We start from the raw sequence: 23,020 nt of genomic DNA, 5'->3' as shown, positions 1-23,020 counted from the left end.
ACGCACAGCGTTAATTTTAATCACTGTGCGTTTTATTGATCAGGTCATTTTATTTATAAGGGCTAATGCTTGATAAGCTAAATGCGCTTTGCATAATCACTTTACCATCTATCCCTTTAAGCTTAAGTGAGATGGCCGGATCTGCTTGTTGCCAATCTATGCTTAAATCGCCGTAATTCACATTGTGGGTGTAATCACCTACACGGTGTTTATTTGGGCTTACGTCTTTCCACTTTTCAGTGAGGCCTGAGCTGGTCATTTCTATTAAAGGGTAATCAAGGTTTTGTTGATACTTTGATATTTCGCCCCAGTGCGTATCGCCACTGATGATAATAACCCCATTCACTTGATGTTTTTTAATTAACGCAAATAAACGGTTACGATCCTCTGGGAAATTAGCCCACGACTCCCACCCTGTAAAATCGGGTAATAGCTGCAAGCTTGAGGCAATTAGCTTTATAGCCGCAGGCTTTTTAAGCTCTTGCTCAAGCCATTGCCACTGCGCCTCTCCTAGCATAGAGGCGCCTTTCACTTCTGTTGGGCTATACGGGCCTTGGTTATTAAGCTTACGCTTAGTGTAATATTCAAGCTCGCTTACGTGGTTAAGTGCATCACGGTTCCAGCGTAAATCGGGCATTATTACGTGTACGGTTTGCTTATCTTCACCATACATATACGACGTGTAAATGCCGTCCGTGCGGGTGCGTCTGGGTGAGCTTTTAGGCTCACCCCAAAAATCGAGCATAATTTGGCGAGACTGCTCTTTATGTGGGTAGTCTTTACCAATATCGTTTTGACCAAAGTCGTGATCGTCCCACATCGCTATGATTGGCGTATTCGCTTTTAGTGTTTTAAAGCCTGGTTTTGCACCTAATTTTTGGTATTTATTGGCAAGTACCGTCATATCGTTGGTGTCGCCGTAAATATTGTCACCTAAAAATATAAATAAATCGCCCTGCTCTTTATTAATGGTGTCAAATATTGGGATGTCTTTATCTTGATGCCCACACGAGCCAAATAAAATTTTTGAAGGGGCTGCCATAGTATTTGCGCTAAACGCTAACCCTAATGCTAATACGGCGTGTGTAATAGGTTTTACTAACTGCTTCATTTTAAAATCTCACTTATTGGCGGTGCCATGTTTGAATTTAGGTGTTTAGGGTTTATACCCAATGCGCTTAAAACAGTGGCTGCAACCTGCGCTTGTTTAAGCTCATTTTGTGTTTTAATTAAGCCGTGCCCTTTTATTGCAGGGCCAATGGCAGCAAGCCAAATATGCTCAGAGCCGACAATGCCCTCAGGAAATTTATTACCCGCTAAATGCAGCTCAGCCAACGCACGTTTAGAGCTATGATGTTGCCAGTCACTTGCACTGCCCCCGCGGCCGTGGTCGGTGGTAACAATAAGCGTTGTATTGTTTTTATAGCCCGGTGTAGTTTGAATTGTGTTCCATAAGTCTTTTAAAAACGCATCGCTTTGCCTTGCAGATTTTAAATACTGGTCGTAATGGCCATCGTGCGCAAAGTCGTCGGTTTCACCTAAGCTAATGACTAATAAGCGCGGCGTTTTTGCCAGCATATACGCTTTGGCAAATCGGTAAGTAAAACTGTCTAAGCGTACGTTTTCCCATGGGCTTGGAATTTCATTTTGCAATGCGTTTAAAAGCTTAGCATCAGCAAATAAATCGTTTTCTATGGGCATAAAACCCGCATTCACATACACGTTACTACGCTGTGTATTCACAATGTAAGGAAATACATCCCAACTCCCAAACAAAGCGGTTTTACCTTTAAAGTCTGCACGCTCATCTAGGCGCTCTAAAATGGTTTTATTCGCGTTTAATACTTTATTGTTGCTATTAATTTTTTCGTCTACTTCGCCGGTGAGAATTTCGTTATACCCAGGGTATGAAAAATACCAAGGGTTGCTCACCGACATATAAGAGCCTTTTGCTCTATTACCTACAATTACGCCCTTTTTAGCCACATGTTGCGTTAAAAATGGCATGAGTAATTGCTGGCGCTTATTGGCGGTAGGCGCCCAAAATCGCTTATTTAATTGCGTTGGGTTTTTAACAAAATCGGCATTATTAATGAGGTTTTTATCTGCCCCGCTAAACACCTCTTGCCAGCGCACACCATCAAGGGTCACTAGCACTACATTTTGCGCTGCGATTACGGTATTGCTGATTAATACAGTGATGCTAAATACCGTGGCTTTTATAATTGAGTGCATAATAACTGTGTACCTAATAACTGTGTACCTTTAACAAAAAGCCCATCAAAGATGGGCTTTTAATTATTTACTGTACATTATGGCTATTAAAACGTAGCCGATAACGTCAGTGCTGCTGTACGTGGCGCACCAATAAAGTAAGTGCTGCCATTACCCGTACCACCCGCTAAATAGCTTTTATCGGTAACGTTATAAACAACAAAGGCAACATCAATAGCTTTAAATGGTCCTGCGTTTATATCGGTTGCGTAACCTGCGTTTAAATCAAGCACGGTATAGCCATCAACTTCGCCACGCTCACCGGTGTATTTAGCCGATAAACCAAAGCGGAAATCACCGCTAAAGTAATCGGTCGATAGCACAAATAAGTCATCTACTGAGTCTATTACTTTTTCACCGGCTTCAAACCCGGGTGCATCGCCTTTGTACTCTGAGTCATTATTCGTGTACGAGCTATATACACTCCATTGTGGGCTTAGCATGTAACTTGCCGACAGCTCTAAACCTTGCGATTCAATACCCCCTACGTTTAAGTAAGAGCCATTTGTACCTATGGTGTAATCAATACCGCCGGTGTCACTACCTGGGGCAATAAACGTAATACGGTTATCAAATTCAATTGAATACGCTGTTGCGGTCAGGTTTAGCGCGTTATTTTGATAACGTACACCTAAATCGATGTTTTCAGCGGTTTCAGCTTCAATGGCCGATAAATCAGAGCTGTCGCGCTCAAGCACACCGTCTTTAATAGCAGCAAAGTTTTCGCTGTAGCTGGTAAATAGCTCTGTTGAGTTATTTAGCTGATACAAAATACCACCACTAAATAGCACATCAGAGTCACTATTAACTTTAGCGGTTGTGGCATTTTGATAATGGTCGTACTTTTCAATATCTACAAGGTACTTTTTAACACCTACGTTAAGCGTGAAATCGCCAAGTGCCATTGAATCCTGCGCGTACCATTTAAGGGTGTCGGTCTCAAAAGTGTTTTTATACTGGGTCCAGTATGGCGTGCTATCAAAGTGGTGGTAAATGCTGGCATTAATTACTTTGTGCCAATCGCGAGACTCGTCACGGTCGCTTTGCTCATACCAAAAACCGGCTTCTATATCGTGCATGCCAAACGTAGCTTGGTAGTTGGCAGTAACCCCTAAGCGGTCTTTTTTGTAATGCGTATGACGATACGACATTACAGGTATTGCCGTATCATCGTAACATGCTGGGTTTAAACCAGGGCCCGACTCCCACGGCCAGCTTAAACTTGCCGTACACCCTTCGTTTGGTGCCAGTGCGTTACCTGCGCTATCTACAAAACCGTAAGAGCCTGCGTTAGTGCCACCCTCTGTGGTTGGGTTGCCGTTTTCATCTACTGGAGTTGTTAAATACGGTGGGATCCAATCGCCACGGCCCGAGTTTTTATGATAATAAGGGCTCACTGTAATAAGCGATGTTGGCGAAAGCGCATACTCAAACTTTAAATACGCTAACGTATTTTCACGCAGTGTACCCCAGCCCTCAGCAAACATTTGGTCGTAATGTGGAACGCCTGTCCAGTTCCACGTTAGCTGATCCCACTCTGGCGTTTGTTCAAATTGCGCAAGACTTACACTGTTGTAGTTAGTCTCGCTTACATCATCGTAAGATAAACGCCCTGTAATTGTTAAATCAGCAAGCGTTGTTACAAATTTAAGCTCTGCGTGTTGGTTATCTTTTCCGCCGTTGCTACCCGAGCCAATCCAGCGGCTAGTATCAGTTTGTGAGTAACTTACATACGCTTGTGTATTATCAAATAAAGTACCCGTTTCGTGCTTAACGTAAAAGCGGGTCGCATCGTGACTACCCGAGGTGTAAGCAAAAGTGGTGCTGCTATCAAGACTTGGCGCTTTACTTACAAAGTTAAATGTACCGCCTAGTGCCTCAAGCGATGCCGATTTAATATCTGAGGTGCCTTGGCCTACTTCTACAGTGGCTAAATTTTCAGTGTCTAGGTAACGGTTTGCTTTAGCGCCACCACCATAGTTTGAGCCACCGTTAGGAATACCATCAACGGTCATCCCTAATTGCTGTTGGTTTGAGTCAATACTAAAACCACGCATAGTGATTGTGGTAGACCAGTCATCGCCACCAAATGCATCGCCTTCGTTTATGCTAATGCCAGGTAAGTTATCGATAACCGATAACACACTCGAAACCGTTGTTTGTTGATCAAGCATTGCAGGCTCAATCACATTATTTGCGTAACTGGTTGGTTTTGCAGTAACGGTTATTTCTTCTATTTCGTTGTCATTTGCATAAGCTGACGTTGATACAGCCATAGCAATTGCCATGCTCAAAATCGATTTATTAGTTAAAGCGTACATTGTGATCCCGTTTGGTTTTAATTATCTAAAGTAATTATGAAAGCGGGCACAGTATGATTTCGAATTATGACAACAAAAATGAAGTTTATTTACAGGGGTGTTAAAAAAATGTGGGGTTTTTATGGCTTTGTTATGTCATTTGTAAGTCAGCCTAAGTACAAAAACCTAGGCTGATTTATATATAAATACTAGGGCGTGTTGATCTTTGCGGATTGAAATTGTTCAATCTAGGGGCGATTAAATCGCGGCACGAGGTTTGTAACCTAGTGGGCTAAGTAAAAACCGAGTAAAGCTTCCGCGTCCTGCTCACGCCCCTTACCTACATCCATGTAGGCAACAAAGAGTTTATCGCCCTTAGGCAGAACCCAAAGGGCAGCGCATGTTTGGCATTTATGCAGCGTTATCGCCTATTTATGGGGAATAACCACACTTCATAGGCTCTGCCTTGCCTAAAAGCCAAACATACTGCTGCAAATTCAACCATCAAAGGTCAACACGCCCTAGATGGGTAAGCAAAAAATGAGTGGTGTAATGCAATTTTATAATTATATTGAGCGAACATTTTTTTATACGCTTACGCGTAAAATAGTGGGTAATTTAAGCTTTGTTTTTTTGTTTCAGGCCATTACCTTATTTTGGTTATATCAAAGCTTAAGCGAGCAGCACAGTACTAGCGCATTTTGGTTGTTAACCTTGGTTATTGTAGCGGGCTTTGCCTTTACTATTTTTTATATGCGCTATTTAATAGTGCGCCCTGTAAAAGCTATGTGCGACACTTTAGTAAACATAAACCAGCAAGAGGCTAATTTAGCCGCCAACTTACCGCAATTTTCTTTTGACGAATTTAAAGAACTAAGTACGCAATATAACTTATTTACTAACCACTTAAGTGATTTACTAAGTACAACTCACGCCAGCGCTAAAGCCAGTGAGCAAAGTAATGTTGATGTAAATACCGCTATGCAAAATACGCAGCAGTTAAGTGAGCAGCAAACTCAGCTAAGCCACAATATTATTAATGCGAGTAACCAAATAGTGCAAAGCTTAGAGGGCATAGTGAGCAATACCGACAGCGTGCATAGCGTAAACAGCGAGCACTTAGACTTTGTTAAGCTTTCGTCGCAAGAGCTTGCAAGCTTAGTCGATAAGGTGTCGCTTATTGGTACCTTGCTGCAAAGATTTTCTAAAACGGTGTCTGGCCTTAAAGAAAACAGCGAAAACATTCGCAGCATTTTAAAAATGGTTGAGGAGTTTTCGGATCAAACTAATTTACTGGCACTAAACGCTGCCATTGAAGCGGCACGCGCTGGTGAAGCTGGCAGAGGATTTGCTGTTGTTGCTGATGAAGTACGTACATTATCGGTAAAAGTAAGTGGTGCAACCCGACAAATAAGCGACTTTATTAACCAAATGAATGAGCTGGTTAACGAAACCAATCAAGAAAGTGAGCAGTTAATTAGCCACTCAAGTACCGCACAAAGCGCCATTAGTAATACCTCTGAAGGGTTTAAAACAATGCTAGGTGAGTTTGAACAAAACCAACAGCAGCTACAGCAAATAGCGGATGCGGTGCATACGCTAGAGCAAGCGCAGCAGCACACTCACCAATCGGTAGAGCAAATTGTTACCTTAGGCGAGCAAGCTAAAAGCGCTATTGATCATGCACTAAGTAATAGCCAGCAATCACATGCACTTAGCCAACAAACACAACAGCAATTAAAGCGTTTTGTGCAATAAGCAATTACAAAACAAAAGCCGAGCGGTATATTGCCTTAATATTTTAACTGGCAACATTCAACAGCGCTTTATAAATATGGTAAATTACGCAGCTAATTATTTAAGTGTGTAATGTGTGTGAGTAACTCAACCCCTAACTATCAACAGCTAGCCAAAAATATTAAAGCCTGGGGCCAAGAACTCGGCTTTAGTGAGGTAGGTATTACCGATATAGACCTATCTAAACACGAAGCACAATTACAGCGCTGGTTAGATGCGGGCTACCATGGCTCTATGGATTATATGGCAGCCCACGGCATGAAACGCGCACGCCCTGCTGAACTAGTCCCTGGCACCCAGCGGGTTATTTCGGTAAAAATGAACTACCTGCCCCCTGATGCTAGTTTTGCCAAAACACTAAAAAACACCGAAAAAGCCTATATTAGCCGCTACGCATTAGGGCGTGACTATCACAAATTAATGCGCAACCGACTAAAAAAGCTGGGCCAAAAAATAGAGCAAGAAATTGGCGATTACGGTTTTAGGCCATTTGTAGACTCTGCGCCTGTGCTTGAGCGCCAGCTTGCTGAAAAAGCGGGATTGGGCTGGCGAGGTAAACACTCTTTATTAATAAACCAAGAAGCTGGGTCGTGGTTTTTTTTAGGTGAGCTTTTTGTTGATTTACCCCTGCCAATAGATAATGAAAACACGTTTGAAGGCTGCGGAAAATGTGTAGCTTGCATTACGCTTTGCCCAACAGGCGCAATTGTAGAGCCGTATGTGGTAGATGCACGCAAATGTATTTCGTACTTAACCATTGAGCACCAAGGCCCTATACCTGAGCAATACCGTGCATTATTGGGGAACCGAGTTTATGGCTGCGACGATTGCCAATTGGTTTGCCCATGGAACCGTTATGGTCAAATTACCGATGAGCAAGACTTCCATCCCCGTACGCAATTAAAAAACAAAGACTTACTTGAGCTATTTGACTGGGACGAACCTACTTTTTTAAAAAATACCGAAGGCAGCCCTATTCGCCGTATTGGACACGAACGTTGGTTGCGTAATTTAGCGGTGGGTTTAGGCAATGCCGATTTTAGCCCTAGCATTATTAACGCTTTAGAAAGCAAACATGAGTCTAGCTCGCAGCTAGTAAAAGAGCATATAGAGTGGGCGCTTGAGCAACAAAATAATAAACAACGAGAACAACTTCGTAAAACACAGCGCCTAATTAGAATTGTCGAAAAAGGCTTACCTCGTGATGCGTAAATCACTCAGGTGAGCCTTATTGTGAAAGGTTTATTTTTTAAGTAACAAAGATAAATCTTGTTCAATTTCAGCAAAGGCGGCTTTAACTTGTTTAACCGACTCTTCTCTGGCAATTGAATTTTGAATAGTTTCGTCCACTTTTTTATAAATAAACACCTCTTGGTCTTCATCTAACCCCATTGTGGGTATGCGTACTTCAAGGTCTTCTTGTAATTGCTTGAATACTTTTTCGTTACTTTCGCGGTTTTCGTTTAGTAACCCAATTAAGCCATGAAACTTACTATGCACTGTGCTGGCTACATCATTTAGCTTTTGCTGCTGCGACTCAAGCATTTGCTTGGTCATAATTGCACGTAACTGCTGTTCAGTCACACTGACAATAAAACAAACGTGGTCACGAATACGCCCGTGTTTATCTGGGTCGTGATCTGGCATGTTCAGAATTAACAAGCTAATCATCTCGTAGTTAACTAATATTCGGTGAGAAAACTCATGTAAGCGACCTTTGTTTTTAAGCATATCAAACAGCTCAATTACAATCGGCGAACACACTCCATTAAGGGCAAAGTGCTCTATTGTATCACCATGTCTAAATTCAACATTACTTTGTAGGTCAAACGTTTGTAAGCAGTCTATTAAGGCTTTACCTAAATCTTGCGGATTATTAATAAAACCAATATTTTCAATATAGTTAACTATTTGTCCCATTTCGCTACTGTTTGCCATAGCGTTAAATGCCGTAGATGTTGCATCTTCTACTTGTTTTTCAAGGCTTTGTTTTTCTATTAATACTTGGTTTAAGTTTTTAAGTTTTGATTTAAGCTCATCATGCCCAAACGGTTTTACAATGTAATCCTCAGCACCGACTGAGTAACCTTCCATACGCTCTTCAACCGTTCCTCTAGCGGAAACAAACATAACAATTATATGCGCGGTATTCGGATTCGCCTTTAATGCTTTACACACTTCGTAGCCATTCATTTGCGGCATACTTACATCAAGTAAAATAACTTGGGGCATATAGCCTTCAACCATGGCTAAACACTCAGGGCCGCTTGTGGCAACTTGTAATTCGAAATCAAGATCTTCTAAAATTTCTTCAATAATTTCAAGGTTGAAAGGTTCATCATCTACAGCAAGAATTTTAGTTAAGGCCATATTTTCATCATCCAATTAAATATTATTTAAACATTAATTACACATATAATTAGCTATCTTGCACTGCTAGCTTATCATCGGCTAAATGCTCATCTAAATCTATTTCTAGGGGTACCTGAATCCTAATTGTTGCACCACCATCGCTATTATTACTTGCCGTAATTTCGCCTTGATGAAGCGCTACAAACTCTCTACAAAGCGCAAGCCCTAAACCAGTACCACCAGCGCCACTGTTCGTTTTGCTGCTTTGTACAAATTTAGTAAACACGTGCTCTAATTCATCCTCAGGTATACCTATTCCATTGTCTACTACATCAATAATGGCGCTATCTTGATCAGCCATTAAGTTCACTTTAATACGACTTTTAGGTTCGCTAAATTTAAGTGCGTTACCTAAAACATTGCGCAATAGCTGATTAATTTGCTCTTCATCACACTGCACAACCACTGGCCCGGGTTTTGAAAAAACAATTTCAATTTCTTTTTCCATAGCCGTACCAGAGACATCATCAATACTGGTTTTTATAATGCTTTCTATATTGTATGGACGTGGGTTAAATGGAAATTTCCCTACATCCAATTTAGATAAATCAAGTAAGTTGTTTAATAACGACAGTAAACGCTCGCCGCTGCTTTCAATACGGGATAAATATTTTAAGAGTTTATCTTTAGCAAAATCGCCCGCTTCTAACTTACTCAAACCAAATCGTGAAAAGCTTAATATAGAGTGCATAGGGGTGCGTAACTCGTGCGACATGTTAGCCAAAAATTCCGATTTGCTTAAATTGGCAGCTTCGGCCACATTTTTAGCATGCTCTAGCTGCGAAGTACGAGCTCGCACTTGCTCCTCAAGTAAGTCTTTGGCTTCAAGGAGTAATTCTTCTTTTTGCTTTAAGTGAGTTACATTTTTAAATATAACCGCTAACGCAATTTCGCCATGGTGGTCTATTTCGTTAAACGAACCAACCAGCGGAATATACCCGCCGTCTGTTTTTTGCAAACGTAGGTCGCTACTAAATTGGCGGTTACGATTGAGTGTGCTGATTTTATTTTTTATTTCAGCACTTGATTCCTCATCTAAAAATTCAAATACAGAAAAGCCCGCGAGTTTGTCAAAGGGTAGCTTAAACAGCCTTAAGCAGGCATCGTTTGCTTCTATTACTTTGCCGCTGCGCTCAAATAGCATAATGGCGTCAGGGGTATTTTTATAAATAACTTGTAGTAGGCTGTCTTTTTCGATTAATGCATCAACGGTATCTTGTAAACGCTCAACTAGCTCAGCGTTACGGCGTTTTAAAAGCTCTGTTTGCCACAATTTATGTACCGATTGCAGCAGTACGCTATCGGTTAGAGGCTTTATTAAAACATCTTCGACCCCTTTACGAATTGCCTCAATCATTGAAACTTGCTCAGGGCGTGCGGTAAACAATAAGCATCGGCAATCTGGCTGAGACATTTTAATAGCAGAAAAAATATTTAAACCGGTGCCATCTTCAAAGCTAAAATCGCTAATTAAAATATCTATACTGTTTTCATTAGCCACTGCCACCGCTTCGGTTGCGCTGGTTGCGGTTAGCGTTTTGATATGCGCCCCGACTAAATTACTTTTCATTTTTTCAAGGCGCTCAGGCATATGATCAACAAGTAAAATAGTGGGGAGTTTTAAAACGTGGCTAGAGCCAAGCTCTAAGAGGTTTTCGAGTAATGAGGTAATTTCTTTATTTGAAAAAAACGGATAAATAACCGTTGCATCTGGGACTAGCTTATTAAGCTCGCTAAAGGCGCTAAGTTGCTCACCGCTTTCGGCTTTAGGGGCAAGTAATACACAGCGGTCTTGTGAGATTTTTTGAGCTAACGACTTTATTACTTCACACGGCACTCCGTAAGCACCAATTACCAAGTCATACTGGCTGGTGTTAGAGTATAAATCAATCATAGAGTAATGAACGAGCTCAGCCTCACAACCTATTAATTCTAGTAAAACTTTCACTCTCATTGCGATAACACTGCTGCTATCTACAATTAAAATTTTTCGACTCATTAAGCCACACTATCGTAAACACTTTATATGTTAATAGCGTAGCCTATAATTTCTTAGTTGGTATAGGTTGTTAGACTTAATTTTGATTTTTTTACCGATAAGCTCCACAACTATTTTGGTAGATGCTTACCAAATATTGTTAAACTGTAGCGTGTGTTATCCATTACCGCGATATTAGGCAACTCACCCCATACGCTAAAACCAAAGTGCTTGAATAACTTAATACTTGGTAAGTTGTGGCTAAATATAAAACCAAGCAATACATCAATTCTGAGCTGTTTAGCCTCTATTTGGGCAAACTCCATCAGCTTTTTGCCAAGCCCTTTACCTTGCGCCGCTTTGGTAATATAAATGCTCATTTCGACGGTGCCATCGTATGCGGGGCGCCCATAAAACGATTTATAACTTAGCCAGGCAAGTACTTGGTCATTTTCGCAATAAACATAAATAGGCCGCTTATCGGTGTGGCTATTAAACCACTCACGTTTGCTCTGTACCGATACTTCTTCGGTATCGGCGGTCACCATACGCGAGGCGATCGTTTCATTGTATATTGCGACAATGGCAGGTAAATCTTCTATAGTGGCTAAACGTGTAGTCATAACAGCTTAATATTGTTGATCACTTTTGTGCATATTAGCGTAAGATAGACTAGTCAAACAATTATAAATTTAGGCGTTGAGTATGTTAAAAAAAACGATACTAGGGCTCAGTATTTTTATTACGAGCTTAGCTGCCCAAGCAAATGACACGTTACCCAGCAAACAACAGCAGCAACAATGTGAAGACTTTACAAATGTAGAGATACGTAAGCTGCGCTCAAAAGAATCCTTAAACTTATGCCAATTTAAAAACCGCCCTTTGCTCATTGTAAATACAGCAAGCAATTGTGGTTTTACATCTCAATTTGAAGGCCTTGAAAAAGTACACCAACAATACAAAGACAAAGGTTTAGTGGTATTAGGTTTTCCATCTGATGATTTTTTTCAAGAAGAAAACGATGAAAAAGACATAGCAAAAGTGTGTTTTATTAATTACGGCGTTACGTTTACTATGTTTACTACCAGCGAAGTTCGCGGCAGTGATGCAAATCCAATATTTAAACACTTAAACGCGCAAACCAGCTCACCTAACTGGAACTTTTATAAATATTTAGTTTCAGCTGATCGCAAAATAATTAAACGCTTTAACAGTAAAGTAGCTCCTAATTCAAAAGAATTAATTGATGCAATTGAAAATACGCTACTCATCAATTAAGTTTATACTGGTACTGCGAGTTAAAACTAACTAGACTGGCTTTAATGGTTAAATACACCAACTTTAAACAGGAGATTTTATGGCAGTGGCAAGTGCAAGGCACATTTTAGTAGACAGCGAAGCAGAGTGCTTAGATTTAAAAGCTAAGATTGAACAAGGCGAAGACTTTGCAGAGCTTGCAAAAACATATTCAAACTGTCCTTCTGGTCAAGACGGCGGAGCACTTGGCGAGTTTGGCCCAGGTATGATGGTACCTGAGTTTGATAAAGTTGTATTTTCAGCGCCAATTAATCAAGTACAAGGCCCTGTACAAACACAGTTTGGCTATCACTTACTAGAAGTGACAAGCCGCTCAGAATAACGTTGACTTATCGCAACACAAAAAGCCGCTTATGCGGCTTTTTTTAGGAGCAATTATGAAACTTATAGGATCTAACCCTTCTCCATTTGCGCGCAGAGTAAGAATGTGGGCAGCACAAAACAATGTTGACTTAGCGCTAGTAAACCTAGATATTTTTTCTGAGCAAGACCGCCCTACCTTAGCCAGTAACAACCCTGGAAGAAAAATACCGGTTTTAATTGATGGTGATTTAACGCTAAGCGATTCAACCATTATTTTACGTTACCTTATCGCCAAGGCTGGTAAAACACCACTAAGCTGGTCGCAAGAGCACCTACTTAATATTATTAACGCCTGTAACGACTCGTTAGTAGAATTAGCACTTAGCAGACGCTCAGGGTTTGATACTAACGACGATAAATTATTTTTTAATCTGCAAAACGAACGAATTGCTGAAACATTAAGCTATTTAAATAGTCATTTAAACGATGATGAATTTAAAGGCTGTGAATGCCTTAACATCAGTTTATACTGCCTACTTGATTGGATTTGCTTTCGTGAATTAACAGACTTTAGCCAACACGCAGCTTTAGTCAGTTTTTATAACGACTATGGCACGCGTCAAGCTGCTGTAAGCACCGATCCTAGACTCTAAACAAATAAGGTAAACACATGAGCGATATTGAAATTGAATCACAACTAGTTAGCTTTGTAGAAAAAGTACGTTTAAGCGAGCAAGTGTGGGCGTTAGGTGGCGACGACGGCGGCTTTGTAGTGTGCGAATCTAACCAGTTTGCCGAAACGGATGTACTGCTTTTATGGGAAAGCGAAGACGCAGCAAAAGCCCAGTGTAAAGAAGAGTGGCAAGAATTTACGCCTGTAGAAATTAATTTAGATGAATTTTTAGATGAGTGGGTAGAAGATTTAAACGAAGACAGCGCATTAGTTGGTTTAAATTGGAATGACGACCAAGTGTGTGTAGAAATAGAGCCTGTTGGCTTAGCACGCGCACTTAGCGAATAACTGCCACTATAAATTAAATAGTGAATACAACACCTGCTTTTTAAGTGGGTGTTTTTGTTTTGTAGCTAAAAACATAAATACTAAAATCGATACTCGCATGTTTATCTGTTTTAAGTATAAAATATAACATGTCATTAATTTCAAGGGATTACGTTGAAAACCCATCTTGGCCGCCGCCCTTTTTCAGCAATGGAACTGCATACGCTTTATAACGGCTATATTTATGGCGATTTTAAAGTAGCAAGAGAGCAAGCAAAGCATTGGCATTTTTGGTTGCCTTTAATTGCCTATTACAGTGGCGCATATAGCGATGAAATTGGCTGCTTAACGCTTGACGATCTTGAGCTTAAAAATGGCATTTTATGTTTTAATTTTCATACTAATGGAAAAATAAAAGCGCGCTTGGTTCCGGTGCATCAAGCCTTAGTTGATGCAGGGCTTAACGACTTTATTGCCTTTGTTAAAGCACATAATCACACACGTTTGTTGTTTGATTTACCGGCTAAGTCTGGCCGTTACAGCGAAAAAGTACGCATTTGGTTTACTGGTGAAGGTGAGCGTGCGGGTTATTTGCAAAAATGTGCCATTCCCACTGTTGATCAACTTGGTATGAAAACCGCCATAAGTAGCCTACGACTTAATTTTGAGCAACAAGTACGTATTTACGCATTACAGGCTAATTCAAAAGACGCCTTTAATTATTTAATGGGGTTTAACGAATACCCCAATGATAAATTTGACGATACCGCCTTACTAAACAACGTAATACAGCAAATTCGCACCATTAACCCACAGCTGCACTGGCAGCGCTTTAAGCTGCGCCAGAGCCACTGACACTATTTGTTACTATTTTAAATCCAAGCAGCCACTTTATTAAATTACTCTCATAAAAAAAACTGCTAGGATATCTAAATCTCAATTTTTAAGGGCATAGAAATGCCTGTTTGAGTCAGTTTCTAACAACAACAATCTAGGGATCACTATGTTTTTAAAAAGCCTATTAACAGTAAGTGTTGCTTTAGCAATGACTACTGCCAACGCTAACGAGTTCGTTATCGAAAAGCTTGCTAAACCAAGTTCACAAAAGGTGTCGTTAACACTCGACCCAAGCCAAGACACCTTTACAGGGATGACAGAAATAGCCCTAGAAGTGTTAAAACCCACTCATTACATTGAACTTAACGGCGTGGCTTACGCTGTTAAAATGGCGCAGTTACTAGGCGATGAAAACTGCGACTTAAATAACGAAATGCTAAAAACAGAAAAAGTAAAATTTAGCTGTGATGAGCAAATTCAGCCGGGTAAGTACACCCTAAAAATAGATTTTTCTGCGCCGTATAATCGCCAAAGTGTGGGCTTATACAAAACAATTGATCAGGGCACACCTTATTTATTTACTCAGTTTGAAATGAATGATGCACGCCGTGCATTTCCGGTATTTGATGAACCAAGTTATAAAATACCGTTTCAGTTAACAATTACAGCGCCAACGTCTCAAAAGGTTTATGCCAATACGCCAGAGCTTAAAACCGCAGTTAACGGCGAGATGACAACGCATTACTTTGATAAAACGCCACCTATTCCTTCTTATTTAGTGGCTATGGCCGTGGGCCCTTTTGAAGAGCTTGAAATAAAAGACATGCCAATTCCAGGGCGTGTTATTACCCCGCAGGGTAAAATTCATTTAGCTGATTACGCAAAAGAGAACATGCCAAAAGTACTTGCTGCACTTGAGGCGTATTTTGGTATTCCTTATATTTATAAAAAGCTCGACTCGGTAGCAGTACCCGAGTTTCCTTTTGGCGCAATGGAAAACTCAGGCCTAGTAACCTACCGCGAAGATATATTACTGGTTGATTTAGCAGCTGCTACACGCAGTAAAAAACAGCGTAATGTGTCGATTATTGCTCACGAGCTTGCCCATCAATGGTACGGTAACTTAGTTACCATGAAGTGGTGGAACGACTTATGGTTAAACGAAGCATTTGCCAGCTGGATGGCGGCAAAGATTACTAAGCAGCTTAATCCAGAATTTGAATCTCACCTTGATTTACCACAAAACAACGTAATGGCATTAGATGCTCGCTTAAGCACTAAGCCGATTCGTAAACCAATTAAAACCGAAGCCGATATTATGGATGGTTTAGGGCTTGCCTACAGTAAAGGCAGCGCTGTACTGGCTATGGTTGAAAACTGGATTGGTGAAGACGCATTCCAAAAAGGGATTCAAAGTTACTTAAAAAAATTCTCGTATAAAAACGCCGAAGCAGCCGATTTATGGGAAGCACTAGGTAAAGCTTCTAATAAAGATGTTGCGAGTGTTTTAAAATCATTTATTGAACAGTCTTCTTTTCCGCTTGTAGATGTAAAACAAGACGGTAAAAAAATTACTATATCGCAAAGTCGCTTTGCTAATGCTGGTGTAGATGCCCCCGCACAGCTTTGGAATGTCCCTGTTGGGATAAAATATGGCGCTGGCGATAAAGTAAAAACAGCCAGTATTTTACTCAATAAGCAAAGCCAAACCTTAACACTTGATTTTGAGCCACAGTGGATTTATCCCGATGAAGGGGCGCTAGGTTATTACCGCTGGGTAATGGACGATGCGCAGTTTGATTCACTAATAAAACATGCTCCGCAAGCACTTAATGATCGTGAGCGCTTAGCGCTGCTCTCTGCCACTGATGCACTACTTGATGCGGGTGTAATATCGGCGGCTAAGTTAATGCAAACCTTAGAAGTATTTGTGAGCGATGATCACCCTCGTGTTGCAAATACAGCGCTGGGCTACTTGGTATCGCAAAAAAATACCTTTAAAGATGAAAGCAACGAAGCGTTATGGCCTGAGTTTATTCGCAGTGCAGTAATGCCTGCAGCTAAAAAATATTCACTTGAAGCACAAGCTGGCGAAGACGGTGCAGTATCGCAACTACGTGCAGGTGTTGTGTCCTTGCTTGGTTTTGATGGCGAAGATCAACGTGTGATCAGCAAAGCAAAAGAGCAAACGCAAGTGTACTTAAACGATCCGCAAAAAGTGGATCCGTATTTAGCAGCTACCTACTTAAAACTTGCCGCTTATAATGGGGATAAAGCCTTACTTGATCAATTTATGGCAACCTTTAAAACCACTAAAGATCCACAAGTACGCACAAACATGCTGGCAGCAATGGGCTTTATGGGTAAAGCGCAGTTACAAAAGCAGGTATTAGCGTACACCTTAACCGACGAAGTCACCGCGTCTGATATGCGCACTATTTTAGCGGGTCAAAGTTATAGCGAGCCACGCCAAGCACTATTTATTGAGTGGATATACAACAATTACGACAAGGTAACACAAAGCTTACCGCCGTTTTTTGTGCCTAACTTACCGTACTTTACAACCGCGCGTTGTGATGAACAAAGTTTAGCAACCACGCAAGCATTCTTTAAAGATAAAATTGAAGAAACACCGGGCTACGCGCGTACGCTAAGCAAGCTTGAAGAAAGTACCCATGACTGTATTGCGCTTAAAGAGCGTGAACTGGCATCAGTTAATGACTTTTTAAAAAGCAAATAAGCTTAATTAAAAGTAAATATGCATAATTAAAAAAGCCGCTGAGTTATTCACTCAGCGGCTTTTATTTACCCGTTAATAATCTGTGTTAGCTTGGCAATAAAGTCTTTTGCTGCTTGCTCTGAGTTAATTTTAAAGGCCACACCATAGTGAATCGGCTGCGCACTTTTGTGAATACGTGTAGGAAAGCGTGTCATCTCGCTACTATGAAAATAACCTTGTACTCGTGTTACCTCATCAATTGTTGCAAAATCATCGCTAAACACCTCAAAGGCTGGGCGAATAATAATTTTGCCTTTACCCGCTTCGCTGTGGGTATAAATTGCTTCTTTAGAATTTGCTAACATGTACTCAGCAATGTTTTTAATTTTAAAGTTACTTCTGCACTTTAACTGAATGAGCTGCTCTGTTAACTCATCTGCACTATAAGCCACGTGGTGATCCCTTTAATGTTTAATGGTGCATTACATTAGCCTATACGCGCTGCAAAGTCCGAATTATTTTACATCGCATACAAAGGCAAGTTTGTCGTTTTTATAACTCATTCGCGTTATGTTTGTCTCGCAATATGGGCTTAAGTTAAGCCATTGAGAAACCTCATCGGTGCCGCTTAAATTACGCATATATACACGGTTTTTAACCGCATAAGCCACTGTATTAGCATCTTTTAAAATAAAGTCTTGTACTTGCTCTGGCAATCTAAGTAAATTTTCTACCTGTTTAGATTGCGGGTTAAAGCTTGCTAAAATATGCTGATCATTTTTTGTGTAACTAAATAAAAATGTTGCGGTTTTACTGTTATAAATAAGCGTACGCCCTATGTTACTTGCTACCACCTCGCCTTTTGCCGCAGCAACCGAAGTATATTGCAAAGTATGTGGCTCACCCAAAATAAACATCACTAAGTCGTTTTGAGCGCCCCACGCGTGGTAGCCAACAGGTTCAATCCAATCAAAGATACGGCTCGGTGCTTGCTTAGTATCAAGTGGGTATTGCCACAACTTTTGTTTGCTATCTTGCTCTACCACAATAGCCGATAAACTTTGTTTTGAGGGCATAACAGTGGGCGAATATTCGCTCACTGGCGTATTTGTTATGTTGCTTATTTGCTTGGTTGCTAAATCATAATAGGCAATATCGGTTTGACTTTGCTCGCTTGAAATAACTTCATGGGTGAAATAAATACCCTTGTTTGTTAAATAAGGTTGGTTGTTATAGCTGTTTTTGTCGCTCACTATACTCACTTGCATACCGTAGGGTGTATTTAAATCAGCAAGTAATATTTGGCTTTTAGGCATGCTAGCCTGCGCTGTAGCAAGGCTTAGCGCCGCTAAAGAGACTAGCCCAAGCCATGGTTTAATAAGTTTCATGCTTTCTCTCGTTTTATTTTTAAGCACCTCATGATAACGTTATTTGCCGATGGCGTCACTTGACCTAAGTCAGTCAACTCTTTATAACTAACTTGGTCCTAAAAAAGAGAAAATACATGTCAGCTAAACATCCTATCATTGCTATTACAGGTTCGTCGGGTGCGGGAACTACCACTACCACCAATGCAATTAAACATATTTTTCGTAGCCTCAACATTGATGCGGCTTTTATCGAAGGAGATAGCTTTCATCGTTACACGCGCCCAGAAATGGATAAAAAAGTACGCGAAGCACAACAAGAAGGTAAACACATAAGTTACTTTGGCCGTGAAGCCAATGACTTTGGCGCATTAGAAACCTTATTTGGTACCTACGGCGAAACAGGCCAAGGCAAATTGCGCCGATACTTACATACCTTTGACGAAGCAGTGCCATACAATCAATTACCGGGGACGTTTACCCCTTGGCAAGATCTTGAAACAAACACTGATTTAATGTTTTACGAAGGCTTGCACGGTGGCGTGGTTGATCAGGATCATGATGTAGCTAAGCACGTGGATCTGCTTATAGGCATGGTGCCTATTATTAACCTTGAATGGATCCAAAAATTGATCCGCGATACGCAAGACCGCGGCCACTCTCGCGAAAAAGTAATGGACTCCATTGTACGCAGTATGGATGACTACATTAACCACATCACACCGCAGTTTTCGCGCACCCATATTAACTTTCAACGTGTGCCAACGGTTGATACGTCAAACCCATTTAGCGCAAAAGATATTCCTTCGCTAGATGAAAGCTTTGTGGTTATTCGCTTTAGAGGAATTGATGACGTTGATTTTCCGTATTATTTACAGATGATTGAAGGCAGCTTTATGTCGCGTATAAATACCCTTGTGGTGCCAGGCGGTAAAATGGGTTTAGCAATGGAGCTGGTGCTTACCCCGCTTATTAAAGACATTATTGTTAAAAAGCGTGCTCTTGAAAACCTAGCCCCTTTAGATATACCCATTTAGCCCCTCTTTTATGATTTACACTTCTGACGTACACTGCTGCTTTTGCTAACAGTGAGGGAAAACGTGTCGCACTCATTAAAAATTATTGTGGGCTCTAAAAACCCAGTAAAAATTAACGCTGCAAAACATATTTTTGCAATGTACTTTCCTAGTTACGAAATTGATTGCCAAGGCGTTGATGCTCCCTCAAATGTTCCCGATCAACCAATTGGCGAGGAACAAACCCGTATAGGCGCACAAAACCGAGTTACTTACTGTAAAAGCATGTACCAAGCAGATTACTACTGTGCAATGGAAGGCGGTGCAGAGCAATTTAGCTATGGAGCTGCCACCTTTGCCTATGTTGTGATTAATAATGGCTCTGAGCAAGCGATAGGACGCAGCAGTAACCTGCCGTTACCACAAGTGTTATATAACGCGCTGCTAAACGGAGAAGAGCTTGGCGATGTAATGGATAAAGCATTTAACACCCATAATGTTAAGCAAAAAGGCGGCGCGATAGGACTTCTCACAAACAATCATGCCACTCGCCAGAGCACCTACACCCAAGCGCTTACCTTAGCTATGGCTCCTTTTTTACACCCTAGCCTTTATCAGGAAAATTAATGAAATACAGTTATGTACTGTTTGATGCAGACGAAACACTATTCAGGTTTGATATTTTAGCGGGGATGACCCGCATGTTTAAAGCGTACAATATTGAGTTTACTCAAGCCGATTACATCCATTACCAAAAAACTAATAAGCAGCTGTGGATAGATTATCAAGATGGAAAAATTAGCGCCGATTACTTACAAGTAACCCGCTTTAACGAGTGGGCTGTAAAATTAGGGGTACCCGCTAAGGAGCTAAACGATGCATTTTTAGATGCTATGGCACAAATTTGTGAACCACTCCCCGGCGCAATCGATTTACTAAATGCACTCAAACCGCATGCACAATTGGGTATTATTACTAATGGCTTTGCCCGTTTGCAAGCCCTGCGCCTAGCGCATACCGGCCTTGAAAACATGTTTGATTGGCTGGTTATTTCGGAACTGGTAGGCATTGCTAAGCCTAACAAGGCTATTTTTGAGCACACATTTGAGCTTATGGGTAACCCAGACAAGAGCAAAATATTAATGGTGGGCGACACTGCCTCTAGCGATATTTTAGGAGGCAATAATGCCGGTATTGATACCTGTTGGCTACAGCACCCAGGCGAGCAGTTACCAGCAGGCATAAGCCCAACCTACACCATAACTGAACTGGCACAGTTACCAACAATTTTAGCGCTTTAAGCTGCGCGTTAATTATTAAAAATTAATAGTAATTAGCTGCAACTCGCTAATTTAAGGCAAAAAAAATGACGCTATTAAGCGTCATTTTTTATAACTGTTTGTGAGCGTGTATTTTTAAAAAATACTAAATTAGGCCGTCGCTAATTCAAGGCCGGGTGCAGGCATCGTAACAGGCGTTTCAAATGTTGCCCACTCCCATGCTGACTCTGTTGCCATAATTTTGCGAAGTAACTTATTATTTAAATCGTGACCCGATTTATAAGCCGTTACTTTACCTAGTAGGTTATGACCTGTCATAAACATGTCGCCCACACAGTCTAATATTTTGTGTTTTACAAATTCATCGCTGTAGCGCAAACCATTTGGGTTTAGTACTTTAAAGTCATCAAGTACTACTGCGCTGTCCATGCTGCCACCAAGTGCTAGGTTATTAGCATGCATGTATTCAATGTCTTTCATAAAACCAAACGTACGTGCACGGCTAATTTCTTCAGTAAAGCTTTGCGCAGTAATATCTAAACCAATGCGCTGGCGGCTTTCATTAATGGCCGGGTGATCAAAGGCAATTTCAAAGTCGATATGAAAACCATCATATGGTTCTACTTCGGCCCATTTATCACCTTCTTCAATACGTACTTTTTCTTTTATACGAATAAAGCGTTTAGCAACATTTTGCTCTTCAATGCCGCCTTTTTGTAACAAATAAATGAACGGTAATGCACTACCATCCATAATCGGCACTTCTGAGCTGTCTAATTCAACAATTAAATTATCGATACCCATTGCAGCAACCGCTGCAATTAGGTGCTCAGTCGTTGATAAGCGAACGCCATCTTTGTTAATTAAACAGGTACACAGCTGCGTATCACCAACGGCTTCAGGTGTTGTTTCAAAATCAACAACCGGATCAAGGTCGACACGACGAAATACAATCCCGGTATTTGCGCTCGCAGGTCGGAGAGTTATTGTGACCTTCTCACCTTTATGAAGTCCAATTCCTATGGCTTTGACTACTTGTGCAATCGTACGCTGTTTAATCATAGGTTCGCTCACTTTTAAATCAGTTACAGTTAGACGGCGGAGTTTAACATAAATCCTTTTGCCTTTCAATATTTGTACATATTTCAAACAAAAGCATTAGTAAATGTTAATCAGCCTGCTTACGTAAAAAAGCCGGAATATCAAAATAATCTCCGCCTTCTGATTTATCCGCTTTTTTACTGTTTTGCGCTGATGAACTTGCCGTGTTGCTTGAGCTTGTAGATGGCGCTTGTTCTTTGCTTTCTACTTGCGTGCTTGGCGTCGTTTCTTCAGTGCTTGTGCCTTGGCTTGCAAAGCTTGGTACGTACATGCTGCTAGATTGGTTTGATGAACTTGCTACATCAGAACCTGATGCCTTTTTAAAGCCGTTATCAACAATACCAAACTGCGGACGACGATCGCCGCCTAAACCCGTAGCAACAACGGTTACACGTAACTCGTCGCTCATTTCTGGGTCAATAACTGCACCCACTACCACGGTTGCATTTTCAGACGCTAGCGCTTTAACGTGGTTACCCACAATTTCAAATTCTTCAATCGCAATGTCCATACCCGCGGTAATATTAACCAAAATACCTTTAGCACCGGTTAAATCAACGTCTTCTAGTAATGGGCTTGAGATAGCCGCTTCTGCAGCTTCTTGAGCACGATCTGGGCCTGATGCAGAGGCTGTGCCCATCATGGCAGTACCCATTGCTGACATTACGGTACGTACGTCGGCGAAATCCACGTTAATTAAACCAGAACGTGTAATTAGCTCAGCAATACCTTGAACCGCACCAAAAAGTACGTCGTTTGCTTTAGCGAAGGCATCTAACAGTGTAGTCCCTTTACCTAAAACTTTAAGCAATTTATTGTTCGGAATTGTAATAAGTGAGTCTACAATTTCTGACAATTCGTTAATGCCTTGTTCAGCTGCTGCTGCGCGCTTTTTGCCTTCAAAGTCAAAAGGACGCGTTACTACAGCAACCGTTAAAATACCTAATTCTTTGGCAATTTTAGCAACCACTGGTGCAGCACCAGTACCTGTACCACCACCCATGCCGGCAGCAATAAATACCATATCTGCGCCTTCAAGGCTGGCACGGATTGTTTCTGCATCTTCTTCAGCCGATTCGCGGCCTACTTCTGGGTTTGCACCTGCACCTAACCCTGAGGTTATTTGCGTGCCTAGTTGTACGGTAATATCGGCAGCGGAATTACGTAATGCTTGTGCATCCGTATTTGCGGCTATAAAGCGCACGCCTTCTATTTGTTGTTTTACCATGTGCTCAACAGCGTTACCGCCGCCACCGCCCACGCCAATTACCTTAATTACAGCTTCTTCGCTGTGTTGTTCCATCATATCAAACATGTTT

Annotated in this window: 21 protein-coding genes; 11 read left to right on the top strand and 10 right to left on the bottom strand. The window is 41.1% G+C overall.

Going from position 1 to position 23,020, the window contains the following annotated elements; all coding sequences use genetic code 11:
- Positions 1-49 precede the first annotated feature (49 nt).
- From AN395_RS05575 to AN395_RS05565, 3 genes are all read right to left on the bottom strand, one after another.
- Positions 50-1,111, bottom strand: a complete 1,062-nt coding sequence (locus AN395_RS05575; RefSeq protein ID WP_054982332.1) for an alkaline phosphatase D family protein — start codon at positions 1,109-1,111, stop codon at positions 50-52.
- Entirely contained in the window at positions 1,108-2,235 is a 1,128-nt protein-coding gene (locus AN395_RS05570; RefSeq protein WP_054982331.1) for an alkaline phosphatase family protein, read from the bottom strand. Before AN395_RS05570 ends, AN395_RS05575 begins: the two co-directional genes overlap by 4 nt.
- A gap of 86 nt (positions 2,236-2,321) precedes the next feature.
- The gene (locus AN395_RS05565; RefSeq protein ID WP_054982330.1) at positions 2,322-4,595 is read right to left on the bottom strand and encodes a TonB-dependent receptor domain-containing protein; all 2,274 of its coding nucleotides are present in this window, start codon (positions 4,593-4,595) and stop codon (positions 2,322-2,324) included.
- A gap of 519 nt (positions 4,596-5,114) precedes the next feature.
- Between AN395_RS05565 and AN395_RS05560 the strand changes: the two genes are divergently transcribed.
- Together AN395_RS05560 and queG are read left to right on the top strand one after the other, a co-directional pair.
- Positions 5,115-6,332 (top strand): methyl-accepting chemotaxis protein, encoded by a 1,218-nt coding sequence (locus AN395_RS05560; RefSeq protein WP_054982669.1) that lies wholly within the window; start codon positions 5,115-5,117, stop codon positions 6,330-6,332.
- Between the two features lie 117 nt (positions 6,333-6,449).
- Positions 6,450-7,583 (top strand): tRNA epoxyqueuosine(34) reductase QueG, encoded by a 1,134-nt coding sequence (gene queG / locus AN395_RS05555; protein ID WP_054982668.1) that lies wholly within the window; start codon positions 6,450-6,452, stop codon positions 7,581-7,583.
- A gap of 30 nt (positions 7,584-7,613) precedes the next feature.
- On the opposite strand, the gene AN395_RS05550 is transcribed toward queG, so the two are convergent.
- The 3 genes from AN395_RS05550 to AN395_RS05540 form a co-directional block, all read right to left on the bottom strand.
- Complete coding sequence (locus AN395_RS05550; protein WP_024033288.1) at positions 7,614-8,741, bottom strand: PleD family two-component system response regulator; 1,128 nt, start codon at positions 8,739-8,741, stop codon at positions 7,614-7,616.
- A gap of 49 nt (positions 8,742-8,790) precedes the next feature.
- Complete coding sequence (locus AN395_RS05545; RefSeq protein ID WP_054982329.1) at positions 8,791-10,782, bottom strand: ATP-binding protein; 1,992 nt, start codon at positions 10,780-10,782, stop codon at positions 8,791-8,793.
- A gap of 110 nt (positions 10,783-10,892) precedes the next feature.
- Positions 10,893-11,384: a GNAT family N-acetyltransferase gene (locus AN395_RS05540; RefSeq protein ID WP_054982328.1), complete on the bottom strand. Its 492-nt coding sequence runs from the start codon at positions 11,382-11,384 to the stop codon at positions 10,893-10,895.
- A gap of 82 nt (positions 11,385-11,466) precedes the next feature.
- Between AN395_RS05540 and AN395_RS05535 the strand changes: the two genes are divergently transcribed.
- From AN395_RS05535 to AN395_RS05510, 6 genes are all read left to right on the top strand, one after another.
- Positions 11,467-12,039: a glutathione peroxidase gene (locus AN395_RS05535; protein ID WP_054982327.1), complete on the top strand. Its 573-nt coding sequence runs from the start codon at positions 11,467-11,469 to the stop codon at positions 12,037-12,039.
- A gap of 79 nt (positions 12,040-12,118) precedes the next feature.
- Entirely contained in the window at positions 12,119-12,400 is a 282-nt protein-coding gene (locus AN395_RS05530) for a peptidylprolyl isomerase (RefSeq protein ID WP_004589432.1), read from the top strand.
- Positions 12,401-12,455: 55 nt separating this feature from the next.
- Positions 12,456-13,034, top strand: a complete 579-nt coding sequence (locus tag AN395_RS05525) for a glutathione S-transferase family protein (protein WP_054982326.1) — start codon at positions 12,456-12,458, stop codon at positions 13,032-13,034.
- Between the two features lie 17 nt (positions 13,035-13,051).
- Positions 13,052-13,402 (top strand): DUF2750 domain-containing protein, encoded by a 351-nt coding sequence (locus AN395_RS05520; protein ID WP_004589430.1) that lies wholly within the window; start codon positions 13,052-13,054, stop codon positions 13,400-13,402.
- 153 nt (positions 13,403-13,555) lie between these two features.
- On the top strand, positions 13,556-14,236 hold the full coding sequence (locus AN395_RS05515) for a hypothetical protein (protein WP_029774055.1): 681 nt from the start codon (positions 13,556-13,558) through the stop codon (positions 14,234-14,236).
- Between the two features lie 148 nt (positions 14,237-14,384).
- The gene (locus AN395_RS05510; RefSeq protein WP_054982325.1) at positions 14,385-16,958 is read left to right on the top strand and encodes a M1 family metallopeptidase; all 2,574 of its coding nucleotides are present in this window, start codon (positions 14,385-14,387) and stop codon (positions 16,956-16,958) included.
- A gap of 65 nt (positions 16,959-17,023) precedes the next feature.
- On the opposite strand, the gene AN395_RS05505 is transcribed toward AN395_RS05510, so the two are convergent.
- Both AN395_RS05505 and AN395_RS05500 read right to left on the bottom strand, forming a co-directional pair.
- On the bottom strand, positions 17,024-17,389 hold the full coding sequence (locus AN395_RS05505) for a hypothetical protein (RefSeq protein ID WP_004589427.1): 366 nt from the start codon (positions 17,387-17,389) through the stop codon (positions 17,024-17,026).
- Between the two features lie 63 nt (positions 17,390-17,452).
- Complete coding sequence (locus AN395_RS05500) at positions 17,453-18,325, bottom strand: hypothetical protein (protein WP_054982324.1); 873 nt, start codon at positions 18,323-18,325, stop codon at positions 17,453-17,455.
- A 116-nt stretch (positions 18,326-18,441) separates the two neighbouring features.
- Here AN395_RS05500 and AN395_RS05495 point away from each other — a divergent pair, with 116 nt between their 5' ends.
- The 3 genes from AN395_RS05495 to yjjG all read left to right on the top strand — a co-directional run bounded on the left by AN395_RS05495 (position 18,442) and on the right by yjjG (position 20,621).
- Entirely contained in the window at positions 18,442-19,341 is a 900-nt protein-coding gene (locus tag AN395_RS05495; protein ID WP_004589425.1) for a phosphoribulokinase, read from the top strand.
- A 63-nt stretch (positions 19,342-19,404) separates the two neighbouring features.
- The gene (gene yjjX, locus AN395_RS05490) at positions 19,405-19,947 is read left to right on the top strand and encodes an inosine/xanthosine triphosphatase (protein ID WP_054982323.1); all 543 of its coding nucleotides are present in this window, start codon (positions 19,405-19,407) and stop codon (positions 19,945-19,947) included.
- Positions 19,947-20,621 (top strand): pyrimidine 5'-nucleotidase, encoded by a 675-nt coding sequence (gene yjjG, locus AN395_RS05485; protein ID WP_054982322.1) that lies wholly within the window; start codon positions 19,947-19,949, stop codon positions 20,619-20,621. The genes yjjX and yjjG overlap by 1 nt, the downstream gene beginning before the upstream one ends.
- A 129-nt stretch (positions 20,622-20,750) precedes the next feature.
- On the opposite strand, the gene lpxC is transcribed toward yjjG, so the two are convergent.
- A complete protein-coding gene (gene lpxC, locus AN395_RS05480; RefSeq protein WP_004589422.1) occupies positions 20,751-21,662 on the bottom strand; it encodes a UDP-3-O-acyl-N-acetylglucosamine deacetylase in 912 nt (303 codons plus the stop codon).
- A 106-nt stretch (positions 21,663-21,768) separates the two neighbouring features.
- Entirely contained in the window at positions 21,769-23,016 is a 1,248-nt protein-coding gene (gene ftsZ / locus AN395_RS05475; protein WP_004589421.1) for a cell division protein FtsZ, read from the bottom strand.
- Between the last annotated feature and the right edge of the window lie 4 nt (positions 23,017-23,020).

Origin of the sequence: Pseudoalteromonas sp. P1-30, from assembly GCF_001400005.1 — a bacterium.
GTDB classification, from domain to species: domain Bacteria; phylum Pseudomonadota; class Gammaproteobacteria; order Enterobacterales; family Alteromonadaceae; genus Pseudoalteromonas; species Pseudoalteromonas atlantica.
Note: the sequence above shows the minus strand (reverse complement) of the source record. Positions and strands in the feature narration are given on the sequence as shown.